We start from the raw sequence: 13,471 nt of genomic DNA on the forward strand, positions 1-13,471 counted from the left end.
CTGCATGCCGGACCCGGGCGAAGGGCTCACCGAGGGAGAGGTCGTCTCCTGGCGGGTGTCTCCCGGTGACACCGTCAAGATCAACGACGTGCTGTGCGAGGTCGAGACGGCCAAGTCGATCGTCGAACTCCCCAGCCCTTTCGCCGGGACCGTGGCGAAGCTGTGTGCCGAGCCCGGCGAGACGGTGGCTGTGGGAGAGCCACTGGTGACCATTGACGACGGTTCCGACGACCAACCCGAGGAGGAGCCGGAGTTCCTCGTCGGTCACCTGACCGCGGAGTCCGGACGTCGACGCCGTCGTCGCAGGGGAGCTGCGGTGTCGGCTGAAAGGGCACCCGAGAAGGCCCCCCAGACGCCGACCCTCAAGACCGGTCCAGAGACTGATGTCGAGCCCGTTCCCGAACCTGTGCAGCCGACACAGCCCAGGCGCCAGGATCCGCCGCGCATGGACCGCGCCGGGCATGTCCTCGCCAAGCCCCCGGCCCGACGTGTGGCTGCCGACCTCGGCATCGACCTCTCGACGGTGACGGGCACCGGCCCGCAGGGGGCGGTGACGAGGAGCGACGTCAAGGCGGCAGCGGAGGCCGGTCGTCAAGCCGCGCCTGAACCACCTGTCGTCGGTGCCTCTGCTGGCGACGCTGAGTTCGCGACCCTGTCGGTGATGTCTCGTCGTCTCCTCGGCGGTGCCCCGACCGAGCCTGACGGCCACACTCGCAGGGTCCCGGTGCGCGGCGTCCGCAAAGTGACTGCCAAGGCGATGAAGGATTCCCTGGACACCAAGGCCCTCGTGACGGCCTTCCTCACCTGCGACGTCACCCCGACGATGGACCTCGTCGCCCGGCTGCGTGCCGACCGCAGGTTCAAGGGACTGCGCGTCTCCCCGCTGACCATCTGGTGCAAGGCGGTGTGCCTGGCGATGGGACGCACCCCGGTCGTCAACGCCCGCTGGGACGACGCCGCCGACCAGATCGTCTTCCGCGACCAGATCAACCTCGGCATCGCCGCGGCCACCCCGCGCGGCCTCATGGTGCCCGTGGTGCGCAACGCCCAGGACATGACGATGCTCGAGCTGGCCGAGGAGATCACCCGCATCGTCGCCATCGCCAAGGAGGGAAAGCTCCAGCCCACCGACTACACCGACGGCACCTTCTCGATCACCAATGTTGGGGTGTTTGGCCTTGACGCAGGGACTCCGGTCGTCAACCGCACCGAATCGGCGATCCTCGTTCTCGGGACGATCGCTCGACGTCCGTGGGTCGTCGGGACCGGTGACGATGAGGAGGTCGTGCCCAGGTGGGTGACGACGATGAGCCTCGGCTTCGACCATCGCCTCATTGACGGCGAGGAGGGCTCGACCTTCCTCCATGACGTTGCGGAGATTCTCTCGGACCCGGCCTCGGCAATGCTGTACTGATCGACCTTGGCCGCTGGTCGAGGATGTCAGTGCGGTGTTTTCACCGCGGACGAGGTTGTTTTAGCGTGTGATCGTCACGCGCCATGGCGCTACTGCTGTGCCCTCGTGTCTTCACTGGTACGACAGGTCGCAGCGGGTTAACTGGCCACAGGGGTGGATACGTGATATTATGACCGCTGCCTTGAAGGTATGGATTATGGCTATGTAGCCGCGTGGCATCTTTAGTTGAGAAAATGGTGATGGAGATGAGATCTCGCAAGGAGCTGGTTTCTACTATCGTATTAGGTGTTATGACGGTGAGCGCTGGGATGACGATGATCGCCGGGCAGGCTAACGCAAGCCATTGTTCTTTGTTTGCAAATAAGCCTGTCCAGCATGGCACGACGATGTCCGGGACTGGTGGGCGTCAGAGCTGCGCCGACACCGTAGGATCCGTGGCAGTCCCTGAGTATCACCAGATCTCGCATTGGCCGGATAGTCGTATGGCATCCGCACGCAGGACTAATGTAAAGAATGCATCCCTGACCGTTACTGGTCATGGTAAGCACGGCTGGGATGTCTATACCAGGGTTGATAGTTCGACTGGAGCCCAGACGAAATCGGGTTACACTCGGGTCGGATGAATGATCGAACTCGAGCACATATCGCACCGGTATCGTCGTCGGCGTAGCCTCGTCGATATTTCCTGTGAGTTTGACTCTGGGTTGTGGGGGTTGCTCGGCCCGAATGGGGCTGGAAAGTCGACACTTCTCAGTATTCTCGCAACACTACGGGAACCGGAGTCCGGTCATTTTCGGGTGAATGGTGTCGATGTCAGCGATGACGTCAATACCATTCGTAGTATGGTCGGATTCTTGCCCCAGCGGTTTTCCCTCCCGTTGCATTTTCGCATCCGGAGGGCCGTGGAATATGCGGCATGGGCGCGAGGAGTTGAACCGAGGGAGTGCTGTGTACGGGCAGGTGCGGCCCTTGATCGTGTGGGGCTTGTCGACCGCGCCGATGATCGCGTCCAGTCTCTTTCGGGTGGAATGCGCCAGCGGCTTGGAATCGCGTGTGCAATTGTCGGAGATCCGGCTGTGCTGCTGCTCGATGAGCCGACAGTCGGCCTCGACCCGGCATCCAGGATCGGGGTGCGATCCCTCCTCGGTGAACTTGCCGAGGATCGGACGGTCATCGTTTCGACGCACCTGCTTGAGGACCTCCAGGAATTCGTGTCGCAGCTTGCCGTCCTTTCCGAGGGAGAGTTGATCTTCGAGGGCTCGTACTCTGACCTGGAATCTGTTGGTCAAAAGCATCCAGTCCGTAACGCCAACGATGCTGAGGCTGGGTACCTCACCCTCCTCGGGGAGGCAGCCTGATGTCCGTGTCGCCCCGGGATATACGCCCGTTGCGTGGTCTCCACCGCGTGGCATTCCCCTTCCCATCATGGTATGCGATTCTCGTAACGGCCAGCGGTGCCGTCTGCAGTCTCATTGCGCTGCGAGGATCATGGTCCTGGGGAGTGTGGCAGGTGCAGGACGTCACCGTCACCATCCGGGAGTCCAGTATGTTGTGGGCCATCGTGGCCGGCCTCATCGGGGCAGGATCGGCGGCCCGCATGGCACCGTCGGACATGATTGTCGGGGTTGCTCCGGCAAGGTCCATTCTCAGCATCCACTGGCACTGGTTCTGGCGTCAGGCGGCTGCCCTGCTCATCGGGACCGTTGTCGTTGCGGCGCCCCTGGTCGTCAAGGCCTGGATCAACGCATCCCCGACTGCCCCCGAGGTCGCAGACCTTATCGTCGTTCTGCTGTCCTTCCCGGCTCTGGTGGCCGTTGCTCACCTGGTAGCCGCGATGGTGTCCCACCCCATCGTGTGGGTGGTGGCGCCGGTTGTGTGCATCGCTGTGGTCGGAATACCGGTCCTTGTCAACGAGAATCTCTTTGCCAACACCGGGTATGGCTCGGTGGCCTTCGCGTGGTCCATGGACATGGCAGAGCCGAGTGGCAACCACACCGCCACGGCCTCGGCCGTGACCATGCGCACCATCTTCTTTTGCATCGTCTCCGTCTCGTGCATCCTGGCTGCCAGCCGTTGGTCCACGGTTCGCTCCGGCGGTTTTACGTGGCGTCGGGTGGTGCCATGTGTGGCCCTGGTCGCCCCACCGCTCATCATCGCTGCCCTGGGGGTCGTCATGCCAGTGCCGTTGTTCCGCGATGCGCCACTGGCCTTCGGGTGTTCGTCACACGAAGACGTACGGGTGTGCGTCATGCCGGCACATCGCAGTCTCGCCTTGTCCTACGCGCAACCCGCTCAGCGCGTCGTGTCCGTCATGCCGCCTACGGCGGTACCTCACGACGTCCTACTTGCTGAGCCTGGATACCACGCACGCAGCAAGCAGTTCGTCATGGATCTCGGACATGCGACCGTATATGATTCTGCGCAACAATTATCGGATATGACGGCTCAGGGTCTGGCTCAGTCTTTTTCCGGTCAAGACGCATGTACTTTCTCTACAGAGATGACACCCCAGCAGATCGAGGCCTTCGACGGCGTTAATTCCGTGGAACGCACCATTCTTCGGCTGGCTGGATTCCAGTATGATGATGCGCCAAGTTCGGAACGAAATGACCTTGACGGCATGGATGTCACCGCATTTCGCCAGTGGTACACGCACCATCGTCAGGCGATCGAGGGGTGCTCGTTGACCTCCAGCGATCTGCACCGATGATGAGCATCGTGACTTTCTTGAAAGGGCGCCATGCCGTAGCCCTTGTTGCCGTGCCGGTTGCGGCCGTTGTCGTGGCCTTTTTCCTGTGGAAGACGCGTCTGTCGGTGGCATCGGGGGACGTGTGGGATCGCCCTGTGACAGGTCTCGAGCTGACCAGTCTGGTCGGTTGCGCCACCATCATGTGGTGCGTCTCGTCGGGCATGGGGTGGGTCGAGAGAGCTTCGATTCGCTCCCTGGAAATTGGGTATGGGTCAATGGGGCTGTGGATATGCTTGTGCGCCGCTGCCCTTCCACTGCTCACGGGGTGGATACTGCGGTCGCTTCCCGTCGAATTAATACCCGATGGTGATTCCGTGTTAGTACCGGAAATGCCCGCGCGGTTTCAGCTGCCGTGGTCTCCATTCATCGGGTTCTCGGTCACCTGCCTGCTGTGCACCGGTGTCGCATTGTTTGCCACGGGGGTGCTGTCGCGCAAAAGTGGGCCATTGTGCGGCCCCCTTGCCTACCTGATCATGGTCGTCGCGCAGTCAAACACCTTCCTGCGATTTCTCCCCGGCGGCTATCTAGGACAAACAGCTGCCGTCGAGGGAAGTGTGCGGGGGGTGTCTGTTGTGGCTGTGGTGTGTGCTGCCGTCTGTGCCCTCCTCGGGGTTGTCGGGTATGCACGAGGGCTGGGCGGAGTGAAATCCCTACGTCCCTGACCCGTATATTGATTTCGGCCACTGGCGTGCCGAAGGGCCCAAGGTGCGCGACGATTGATCCTGGCGACGGTATCGACGATGGGACCTGGAGTGGACGAGCTCGACGAAAATGGCGTCCGCCGACTGCTGGCTTACGTTGCCGCAGCCGGTATCGCCGGTGGTCAGCCGGTGCACGAGGTGGAGGCCGACACCCGCAGCGTCGGTCGGTACCTGGGATGCCCCGACGTCCAGGTACAGGGTTGGCCCACCGGGGTCGTGGTGAGCCTGGGAGGTGGCACCCCCGCAACCTTCGAATCGGTGGAAGGAACCATCCGTCTGGACCAGAGCGCCACCACAGCTCGTATCCGTCAGCAGCTCCTCGACGGCACCATCGGCCCGGTCGAGGCCCTCGAGCAACTGCGGGACTTGCGTTCCATCCCGCCACGTTACCCGCGCCTGGGTCTGCATGGTGGCATGGTGTGCGTCGCCTCGGGCATCGCCCTGGTACTGCAGCCGTTGTGGCCCAGCGTGCTGTTCTCCGTGCTGGCCGGTCAGGTCACCGCCGGATTCATATGGTTGTCCGGCAAGAGGAAGGCCCTGGCCGTCCTCACCCCGTTCCTGGCCGCGTTTGTCGTCGCACTGTGTGCCTTCTGGGTCGCGCGACTCGGACTCATCGAGGGGCCGCTGCGAAGCCTGCTGCCGCCCATCGCGGTGCTGCTTCCCGGTGCCCTCATCGTTACCGGGGTGGCTGAACTGGCGGCAGGGGCGATGATGGCGGGCGCGTCGCGTCTGGGGTTCGGGACCGCCCAGTTGGCCATGTTCACAGCGGGTGTTCTCGGTGCGGCGTGGCTGACAAAGGTCCCCGTCGACCAGCTCAACAACCAGATCATTCCCTGGCGAGGGTTGTGGGTGCCATTCCTCGGCGTCCTGCTCCTGACCGCCGGGATGAGTCTCATGGAGTCGATACCCAGATACCTCGTCCCGTGGGTGGCCCTCATGTTGGCCACCACCCTGACCTTCCAGATCATCGGCCAGACGGTTGCCGGGGCCACCTGGGGCGGCGGCCTGCTGGGAGCGACCGTGGCGAGTTTCGGATCATCGGTGATCGAGATGCATCGCCCGCGACTACCGCGTCTGGTGCTCTTCCTGCCGAGCTTCTGGTTGTTGGTCCCGGGATCCCTGGGCCTGGTGTCCCTGACCCAACTGGGCGCGGGCACCCCCGTGGCTGGCGCGACGGCGTTGGAGTCCACGGGAATCATTGGCTCGATCGCGCTGGGTCTGCTCATCGGCACGACGGCTGCGCGGGCTGTCGGACTGCTTCGTCGCAGCCGCACACGTCGGCCCGGGGCACGCCGTCGGCAAACCTTCTGACGCCTCCCGGGCCGAACACAGATCCTGGCCTCAGCCGCGCGGGCGGCGGGTCGGGAACTGCTTGCGGGCGTAACGAGCGACGCTCCAGGTGGTGAACCCGTCGGTGGTGGCTCCGACTCCACCACCTAACACGGGCACGCGCTTGGAGACGAAGACCGGCAGTTTCTTGCCCGCAACCTGGCCCATGAGGACGTTGACGAGGTTACGGGCGACAACCTTCTCCAGATCGGCGTCCCCCACCGGGGCGGTGGCGATGCCCATCGGGGTCGTCGGAAGCTTCTCCTCGTGAATGAGGCTGTCGACCTCACGCTGACCCATGAGGGTGGCGAGGATGGCGGTCCGGACGCGCTGGTCGTCAAGGTCGTAGCCGCGCAGGTGGGCGATGGCAGCCACCATGCGGGCCTGGACGATCGCGACGCCCGAGATATTGGCGGGGATAGTCACGGCCAAGGTGACGACGCCACCGAGGTTGGAGACGAATCCCTGTGCACCGGCCATGGCGATGTGCTGGTTGACGAGGGAGCTGATGGCCTGTTCGACGTCACCGTCGTGCTTGGTGAGGGTCTTGCCAGCGGCCTGACGCGCTCCTGGCAGCGACGAGGCACCGTCGATGGCGAATCCCAGGATGCTGCGCAGCATCGAGACGGCCGCGCCGGGTGCCATGTCGGGTGCCTGAGCCAGCAGGGCCTTGCCGATGTTGCTTCCGATTCCCACGAGGGTCTCCTCTCGATCAACTCACTTCAAGGGTAGCCGTGGGGGCAGGGCGAGTCCTGTGGTGTTCGCGTTGAGGTGGTGACGGGCAATGCCCGTGGTGATCGCGCCTGCACGAGGCCGCGATTCCTCCGAACGTGGTGTGCCCTCCGGCGTCACCAGTAGGACCGCCTGTCTGGCCTGTGAGTGTATCTCCTTGCCAGGACGTGAATGACTCCTATTTATTAACGAGGATAACTAATGAGTTAGGGTTGCCTTACGAATTGTGACGAGGTGACCGTGGCCCGACAAGGTGACATCCACCCGCTCCCGATGGCCCGCGCCATGGCTGGAAGCGCGCTGACCGCCACCCATCGGCCCCGCACTCGGGGGTTCCACGGCGCTGTGGACCCACGCACCCTGTTCCTCTATGTCATCGTCTTCCTGCTGGGGCTGGCCGGTGGCTGGTTGGGCATCAAGGTGGGTCGCAAGCACTTCCAGCGGGCAGGACTGACGAAGTGAGCAAGACCTCCACGTCCCCGCAGGTGTGCCCCGGCGCTGCCGCACCGGAAGATATTCGCGACTACCAGACCAAGCACCGTGCCGGTGGCAAGGCCCTGTCGTCGATCATGAAACCTATCCGCGAGTACGTCCTGATCGCGCGGATCCTCGTCATTGCGTCCTGCATCGTCGCCCTTGCCCCGTACGTCGCCCTGACGAGACTCGGCGCGATCCTGCTAGGTGACCACGTCGACCACGAGGCGCTCACCCGCACCGCCAATGTGCTGTGGATGGCCTTCTGCCTCCAGGCCCTGCTCTACGTGTTGGCCCTCGTCATCACTCACATCGCCGACATCAAGCTGCGCAACATACTCCAGGACCGCATCATCGACCGCATCTCGAAGGCCCCACTGGCCTGGTTCAGCTCGTCGTCAACCGGTCGGGTGCGCAAGGCCATCCAGGACGACACCGTCCAGATCCACATGCTCGTCGCCCATGCGCCCGTTGAGCAAACCGCAGCCGTGGGAGTTCCGCTCGTACTGCTCGTCTATGCCTTCGTGGTGGACTGGCGGCTGGGATTTCTCTCCATCGCCACCTTCCCAATCTACGCCCTGCTGCAGTGGGTGACGATGCGAGACATGGCCACCAAGACCGCCGAGATGGACGACAAGCTCGCCGACATCTCGTCCTCGTCGATCGAGCTGACGGAGGGGATCCACGTCGTCAAGAACGTCGGACAGACCGGCAAGGCCCATCGTCGCTTCACCCGTGCGTGCGAGGAGTTCGCCCGGTTCTACTGGGACTGGTGTGGCCCGCTCATCAAGGCTCGGCCCTGTCTCTGTCGGTGATCTCGGTGGCAGCTCTCATGGCGATCAATCTAAGATTCGGTCTACTCATGGCCAAGGCCGGCTGGGTGGGCGTCACCGACGTCCCCACCTGTTGACTCATCGCCCTGGTCCTGCCGCGCACCATCGAGGTACTGGGCAACATGGCATGGGGTTACCAACAGGCCGGCAACGCGGCTCTGCGTCTGCAGGACGTGCTGTCCATCGAGCAGATCAGCCATCCACAGGTCAGCGTGCGGATTCCTGACGACATGACGGTCACCTTCGACGACGTCAGCTCCTCCTACCTCACCCCTGACGGCGTCATTCCGGCGCTGAGTCATGTCAACCTGACACTGCGTCCAGGAACTGTCACGGCTCTGGTCGGGCCGTCGGGGTCGGGCAAGTCGACCTTGGCGACGATGCTCGCTCGCTTTCGCGACCCGGATTCCGGGGTGGTGCGCATCGGTGGGGTCGACCTCAAGGACGTTGCCCAGAATGACCTCTACCGGTTGGTGTCCTTCGTCCTCCAGGATCCGTACATGCAGCGTCGGTCCATTCGTGACGTCATCACCTTGGCTCGTCCCGACGCCACCGACGATCAGGTGCGCGAGGCTGCTCGTGCCGCCCACATCCTTGACGACATCGACGCCCTGCCGAAGGGTTTCGACACCGTCTTGGGGGATGACACTGATTTCTCGGGTGGTCAGAAACAGCGGTTGTCCATTGCTCGCGCCGTGCTCGCCGACGCCCCGATCCTCGTGCTCGACGAGGCGACGGCCGCCACCGATCCGGACTGCGAGGCGGAGATCCAGCAGGCCCTGGCCGCACTGGCCCGAGGCCGAACCGTGCTCGCCATCGGTCACCACGCCGAGTCGGTGGCCGGAGCCGACGTCATCTGCGTCATGGAGAACGGTGGCATCGCAGCTTGCGGTTCGTCCGAGGAATTGGCCGATCAGCCCTATTGGGCGCGTCTGTCGGCAGGGCGAGCGATGGAAGGAGCCACCCGATGACCACGACCATGAACTCCCGCCTTTCCTGGGCGGGCGACATCCTGCTCCTGAACACCTTCAGGCCCCTTCTCACCGAGGAAGGGGCTGCCAAGTTCCGTCGCTCCCTGTGGCTGGCAGGTCTTCAGGGAACCCTCGAGGGGGTTGGCCTGTTTGCCGTCATCCCGACGATCACGGCATTCGTCGAGGGTGGATCCTCGATGGGACTGACCTGGCAGGGCTGGGTGTGGGTGCTCGCCGCCTTGGCCGTTGCCGGGGCCGTCGTGACGTACTTCCAGTCGACGATCGGCTATCTCGCCGCGATGGATGTCATGGGAAAACTCAGCGTGCGCATCGGCGACCAGGTGGCGAGCCTGCCACTGGGATGGTTCCGCTCGAGTTTCCTCGGCCGCCTGTCCCGCCTTCTCATTCAGGGACTCATGCACCTGGGCGAGGGGTTGGCACATTTCACCGCCCCACTCGTGCGCGGTGCCGCGACCACCGTCGTCATGATGGTGCTCTCGTGGTTCTGGTCGTGGCAGTTGGGGTTGTCCCTGCTCATCTCGATGCCTGCGATGTGTCTGATTATGATCGCCTCGCGGGCCTTGTGGCTTCGCGGTGAGTCGGTGGTCCAGCCGACCGAGCAGGAACTGGCTGCCCGCATCGTCGAGTTCTGTGAGACCCAACCAGTGCTGAGGGCCGCCGGACGAGCCGAGGGCTACGAGCCGCTTCGGAATGCACGCCGGGCCAATGAACGCGCCGCTCGTAAGTGTCTGGGGCTGGGCGTGACGGCGAACTTCCTCTCGGGTCTGGGTGCCCAGCCGGTCGCGGTCGTCCTCATCGTGCTGGCCGCGCGCATGGGCAGCAACGGCACCCTCGCCCCGGTCGCGACGGTCGCTTTCGTCGGCGTCTCGCTGCGCTACGCCAAGGTGTTGGAGGACGTCGTCTCGGCTGCTCTGTCCGTCGAGACCGCGCGCAAGCCGGTCAGTGAGGTCGACGAGATCCTCTCGGCGGAGGTGCTGCCCGAGCCCGAGGCCCCGAGCGACATGACAGCTCCCGGTGAGGTGTCCCTCGAGGACGTCTCCTTCGGTTATGACAAGGAGCACCCGGTCGTCCATGACGTCACGTTCACTGCTCCAGCGGGGGGTTTGACGGCCATTGTCGGCCCCTCGGGGGCTGGCAAGACGACCCTGTTCCGGCTCATGGCGCGGTTCTGGGGCGTCGACTTGGGGACGGTGCGTGTCGGGGGACTGGACGTGCGCGACCAGACGACCGAGCAGCTCATGAGTCAGCTCGCCATGGTCTTCCAGGACGTCTACCTCTACGACTCCACCCTGGCGGAGAACATTCGCATCGGTGCCCCGGATGCCACTGACGAGCAGGTATGGAAGGCAGGATCCCTGGCCGGGGTCGACGAGATCGCAGCTCGCCTGCCCGGTGGATGGGATGCCAGCGTCGGTGAGGGTGGTCGTCGTCTGTCTGGCGGTGAACGGCAACGGGTTCCGGTGGCTCGCGCCTTGCTGAAACGCGCCCCGATCCTGCTGTTCGACGAGGCCACCTCCGCACTCGATCCCGAGGACGAGGCCCACGTCGAGGCCGCCCTGGCCCAGCTGCGCGAGTCCTCGACAATCCTCGTCATCGCCCACAAGCTCGACACCATCCGTTCGGCGGATCGCATCGTCGTCATCGACCGCAACGGTAGGGTTTGCCAGGTGGGAACCCATGACGACCTCATTGCCAGCGGCGGTGTCTACGCCGATCTGTGGCATGCCCGGGAGCGGGCCGAGGGGTGGTCGCTCGTGGGCCGCGAATGATCAGCAAACGGCCAGGGCGCAAGCCTGCGTTCACGCGACGTCAGGCGATTGACGCGGCCCTGGCCGAGGGCATCGAGACTTTCACCCTGAGGGCTGTTGCTGATCGTCTCGGGGTGAAGGCCACCGCCCTGTACCGGGAGTTCAGTTCTCGTCAGGAATTGCAGTTGGCCGCAATTGCGGAGATCGCGGTGGACATCGAGCCGGATCCCGACTTCTCCAATTGGCAGGACGCCCTGCGCCAGGTTGTCGACCGCCAGTGGGCGTTGTGCGAGCGGTATCCAGAGGCTCCGCTGGTGCTCATGGCTCAGCCAGAGGCCTTCGGGGCAGCGATGCCTCGTATCGCGGCGATCGTGCAGAGACTGGCAGAGCTTGGTGTCCCCGGAGGGGTCGAGGGGGCTGCTTTCGCCTTCGACTTTGTCGGGGACACCACCTTGGAGACCTTTGTGTCGATCCAGCCTTATCTGACCGCTGATGAAGGAGGACGGACCGGCGTTGAGAGGATCGGGGAGATGACGGCAGGGCATCCGGATGTGTTCGGGGTGCAGTCGATGGGTGAGCGCGGCAACCTCGATCTCAAGGTTGAGTTCATCATCGCCGGCATGGAGCTCGGGCTGTTTCCCGGCTCGGTCGCACAGAAGTGATCGCATTCCCAGACCGCGAATCCTCCTGCAGCATCCCCATCCCGCGATCCCGCCTCCACAAGTCGAGGGCGACGACGGCCCAGCTTGCGGAGTTGAAGGCCAGGGTGAGCTGACGGTCTCGGCCGGTCAGTACGACAGTGACGGCACCGATCGACGCCATGGCCAGGCAGGCCCCGGCGAATCCGAGGATCGCGCGGTCGATGAGGGAGATCCATGTGTCGGGGCGGTGACACCGGTGATGACGCCGTTCCGTCAGAGACCAGGCCGTCGCCCTCGTTGGCGACGGCCTGGTCTCTGACGGATGGTATTCCTCAGGCGTGCAGATCGTCAGCGGTCTTGTCGGGTTGGACGCTCCACTCCGGTGGGACGTCGGCTCCGGACTTTTCGTCCTCCTCAGCCTTGGCAGCGGTCTCCTGGACGATGCCCGGGGTGTGGTGGACCGGGGCGTAGATGGCGTAGACCTGCATCGGCTCGTCACCGGTGTTGATGACGTCGTGCCAGGTGCCGGCCGGGACCTGGGCGGACCAGCCGTCGCTGACGTCCTGCTGGAAGTCGAGCTGATCCTCAGCCGGTCCCATGACGCAGCGCCCCTTGCCGGAGTCCAGGCGCAGGAACTGATCGGTGTCGGGGTGGGCCTCCAGGCCGATGGACTCTCCCACCGGGATGGACATGAGCGTCACCTGCAGGTACTTACCGGTCCAGGCGGTGGTGCGGTAGTTCGTGTTCTCCTTCGTTGCGGTCTCGATGTCGAAGGCGTTCGGTTTGGGGCCGTTGTCGTTGATCTTCATGGTCAACGCTTCCTTTCCTGGTGAGATTCGTGCTGCGGGTGTGGGCCAGTGACCGGTCGCGCCGATCGGATTGGTATCTGCAAGGCAGCCATTGCCCCACAATCTCGATGGATCCAGCCAGTGTGGCCAGACTATCCTGCCCACCCACCTTGACGACATGTTCGACAATTCCAAGGGGTCTAGGCCTCTCTAGAGGAGAGTACGTGCTGTGTCGGCCCACTTCGACATGGAGATCCACGACGACGAGTTCCAGTCCGGCGTTCCCGCGGACAAGCAGCCGACGGTCTCCGACGTCCTGAGCACCTGGCGTGAGAGGTACAAAAGGCCGCCAGGGAGGAGTCTCGGCGCTGTGATCATGGCGAGGGGCTAGGACTTCTTCTTCCGGGTGTCCCGGATCCCCTGGATGAGGATCGCGAGGATCCCGATCACCATGACCCACGCTATTTCCCCGACGGCGCCGTACCACGGTTGGATGAGGGCGGTGAGGGCGAGGACGATGAGAGCCCACGCGGCGAGGATGAGCGTCAGGATGAGCAAACGTGCAGCTCGTGTCTGGCCCGGTTTGCCTCCGCCGCGGGGGAACATTCGGTTCTCGCCAACCAGTTCCAGCAGGATCTCGCCGGGGATTCCGATGAGCAGGACTCCGACGAACATCCTCAGCGACCAGCGCCAACCGATGAAGATCGCCACGATCGCGAACACCACGGCCATGCAGATCGTAAACGCGACGGTGCCCGCAAGGATCCTCTCAGCGCGGGACGGTTCCTTCTCCTCGATGGTCATGACTTCCTCACACTCGCTCGCCAGCGTCGTCACGCACGTGGCTGACGACCTGCTCTGACAAGGCCAAGTGTCCTCCAGGAAGGCTCACGACCAAACCGAGGGGCTCCAGGCCGGACTGGGGATGCTACGAGACGTGTCCGTATGGAGGGTATGGGGGATCAGTTGCACCGAATCCGTCGGCTCCTATCTCGATGAGGGTTCCGGGGCCGACGCCGACTCCGATACGAATGATGAGGTCCACCCAGTCGAGCATGATTCCTTCCAAG

13 protein-coding genes and 1 pseudogene are annotated in these 13,471 nt (G+C 63.9%); 11 read left to right on the forward strand and 3 right to left on the reverse strand.

Features of this window, described 5'->3' with window-relative positions; all coding sequences use genetic code 11:
* Positions 1–4: 4 nt before the first annotated feature.
* The 6 genes from ACOYO3_RS01565 (at position 5) to ACOYO3_RS01590 (ending at position 6,175) form a co-directional block, all read left to right on the forward strand.
* Positions 5–1,414: a dihydrolipoamide acetyltransferase family protein gene (locus ACOYO3_RS01565; RefSeq protein WP_002524452.1), complete on the forward strand. Its 1,410-nt coding sequence runs from the start codon at positions 5–7 to the stop codon at positions 1,412–1,414.
* A 233-nt stretch (positions 1,415–1,647) separates the two neighbouring features.
* Entirely contained in the window at positions 1,648–2,037 is a 390-nt protein-coding gene (locus ACOYO3_RS01570; protein WP_032500049.1) for a hypothetical protein, read from the forward strand.
* Positions 2,038–2,772, forward strand: a complete 735-nt coding sequence (locus ACOYO3_RS01575) for an ABC transporter ATP-binding protein (RefSeq protein WP_002514516.1) — start codon at positions 2,038–2,040, stop codon at positions 2,770–2,772.
* Entirely contained in the window at positions 2,772–4,124 is a 1,353-nt protein-coding gene (locus tag ACOYO3_RS01580; protein WP_002520713.1) for a hypothetical protein, read from the forward strand. The genes ACOYO3_RS01575 and ACOYO3_RS01580 overlap by 1 nt, the downstream gene beginning before the upstream one ends.
* Positions 4,121–4,825, forward strand: a complete 705-nt coding sequence (locus ACOYO3_RS01585) for a hypothetical protein (RefSeq protein WP_002514514.1) — start codon at positions 4,121–4,123, stop codon at positions 4,823–4,825. The genes ACOYO3_RS01580 and ACOYO3_RS01585 overlap by 4 nt, the downstream gene beginning before the upstream one ends.
* Before the next feature lie 78 nt (positions 4,826–4,903).
* Entirely contained in the window at positions 4,904–6,175 is a 1,272-nt protein-coding gene (locus ACOYO3_RS01590; protein WP_002519495.1) for a threonine/serine ThrE exporter family protein, read from the forward strand.
* 30 nt (positions 6,176–6,205) lie between these two features.
* Here the strand turns inward: ACOYO3_RS01590 and ACOYO3_RS01595 are convergent, their stop codons facing one another.
* Entirely contained in the window at positions 6,206–6,889 is a 684-nt protein-coding gene (locus ACOYO3_RS01595; RefSeq protein WP_002514512.1) for an EcsC family protein, read from the reverse strand.
* Positions 6,890–7,198: 309 nt separating this feature from the next.
* On the opposite strand from ACOYO3_RS01595, the gene ACOYO3_RS01600 reads away from it, so the two are divergent.
* The 4 genes and pseudogenes from ACOYO3_RS01600 (at position 7,199) to ACOYO3_RS01615 (ending at position 11,634) form a co-directional block, all read left to right on the forward strand.
* Complete coding sequence (locus ACOYO3_RS01600; RefSeq protein ID WP_002519494.1) at positions 7,199–7,387, forward strand: hypothetical protein; 189 nt, start codon at positions 7,199–7,201, stop codon at positions 7,385–7,387.
* Positions 7,384–9,203: pseudogene (locus tag ACOYO3_RS01605) on the forward strand (ABC transporter ATP-binding protein). The gene ACOYO3_RS01600 and the pseudogene ACOYO3_RS01605 overlap by 4 nt, the downstream one beginning before the upstream one ends.
* Positions 9,200–10,993 carry an ABC transporter ATP-binding protein gene (locus ACOYO3_RS01610; RefSeq protein ID WP_002524446.1) on the forward strand — a complete coding sequence of 598 codons (1,794 nt, stop codon included), beginning with the start codon at positions 9,200–9,202 and terminating at the stop codon, positions 10,991–10,993. The pseudogene ACOYO3_RS01605 and the gene ACOYO3_RS01610 overlap by 4 nt, the downstream one beginning before the upstream one ends.
* Positions 10,990–11,634 (forward strand): TetR/AcrR family transcriptional regulator, encoded by a 645-nt coding sequence (locus ACOYO3_RS01615; protein ID WP_002519493.1) that lies wholly within the window; start codon positions 10,990–10,992, stop codon positions 11,632–11,634. Before ACOYO3_RS01610 ends, ACOYO3_RS01615 begins: the two co-directional genes overlap by 4 nt.
* 311 nt (positions 11,635–11,945) lie before the next feature.
* Here ACOYO3_RS01615 and ACOYO3_RS01620 read toward each other — a convergent pair whose 3' ends face one another.
* Positions 11,946–12,422 carry a cupin domain-containing protein gene (locus ACOYO3_RS01620; protein WP_002516275.1) on the reverse strand — a complete coding sequence of 159 codons (477 nt, stop codon included), beginning with the start codon at positions 12,420–12,422 and terminating at the stop codon, positions 11,946–11,948.
* Between the two features lie 226 nt (positions 12,423–12,648).
* Here ACOYO3_RS01620 and ACOYO3_RS01625 point away from each other — a divergent pair, with 226 nt between their 5' ends.
* Complete coding sequence (locus ACOYO3_RS01625) at positions 12,649–12,792, forward strand: hypothetical protein (RefSeq protein WP_002519491.1); 144 nt, start codon at positions 12,649–12,651, stop codon at positions 12,790–12,792.
* Here the strand turns inward: ACOYO3_RS01625 and ACOYO3_RS01630 are convergent.
* Positions 12,789–13,238, reverse strand: coding sequence for a hypothetical protein (locus ACOYO3_RS01630; RefSeq protein WP_002519683.1), 450 nt, complete (start codon positions 13,236–13,238; stop codon positions 12,789–12,791). The two genes, ACOYO3_RS01625 and ACOYO3_RS01630, sit on opposite strands and share 4 nt — an antisense overlap.
* Positions 13,239–13,471: the final 233 nt, after the last annotated feature.

Source organism: Cutibacterium sp. KBN10P07758 (assembly GCF_050286205.1).
Lineage (GTDB): Bacteria > Actinomycetota > Actinomycetes > Propionibacteriales > Propionibacteriaceae > Cutibacterium > Cutibacterium acnes.

Excerpts from the sequence above, each read along its gene's own strand:
- ACOYO3_RS01565 (WP_002524452.1), top strand. The coding sequence starts at position 5 with ATGCCGGACCCGGGCGAAGGGCTCACCGAGGGAGAGGTCGTCTCCTGG.
- ACOYO3_RS01570 (WP_032500049.1), top strand. The coding sequence starts at position 1,648 with ATGGTGATGGAGATGAGATCTCGCAAGGAGCTGGTTTCTACTATCGTA.
- ACOYO3_RS01575 (WP_002514516.1), top strand. The coding sequence starts at position 2,038 with ATGATCGAACTCGAGCACATATCGCACCGGTATCGTCGTCGGCGTAGC.
- ACOYO3_RS01580 (WP_002520713.1), top strand. The coding sequence starts at position 2,772 with ATGTCCGTGTCGCCCCGGGATATACGCCCGTTGCGTGGTCTCCACCGC.
- ACOYO3_RS01585 (WP_002514514.1), top strand. The coding sequence starts at position 4,121 with ATGATGAGCATCGTGACTTTCTTGAAAGGGCGCCATGCCGTAGCCCTT.
- ACOYO3_RS01590 (WP_002519495.1), top strand. The coding sequence starts at position 4,904 with ATGGGACCTGGAGTGGACGAGCTCGACGAAAATGGCGTCCGCCGACTG.
- ACOYO3_RS01600 (WP_002519494.1), top strand. The coding sequence starts at position 7,199 with ATGGCCCGCGCCATGGCTGGAAGCGCGCTGACCGCCACCCATCGGCCC.
- ACOYO3_RS01610 (WP_002524446.1), top strand. The coding sequence starts at position 9,200 with ATGACCACGACCATGAACTCCCGCCTTTCCTGGGCGGGCGACATCCTG.
- ACOYO3_RS01615 (WP_002519493.1), top strand. The coding sequence starts at position 10,990 with ATGATCAGCAAACGGCCAGGGCGCAAGCCTGCGTTCACGCGACGTCAG.
- ACOYO3_RS01620 (WP_002516275.1), bottom strand. The coding sequence starts at position 12,422 with ATGAAGATCAACGACAACGGCCCCAAACCGAACGCCTTCGACATCGAG.
- ACOYO3_RS01625 (WP_002519491.1), top strand. The coding sequence starts at position 12,649 with ATGGAGATCCACGACGACGAGTTCCAGTCCGGCGTTCCCGCGGACAAG.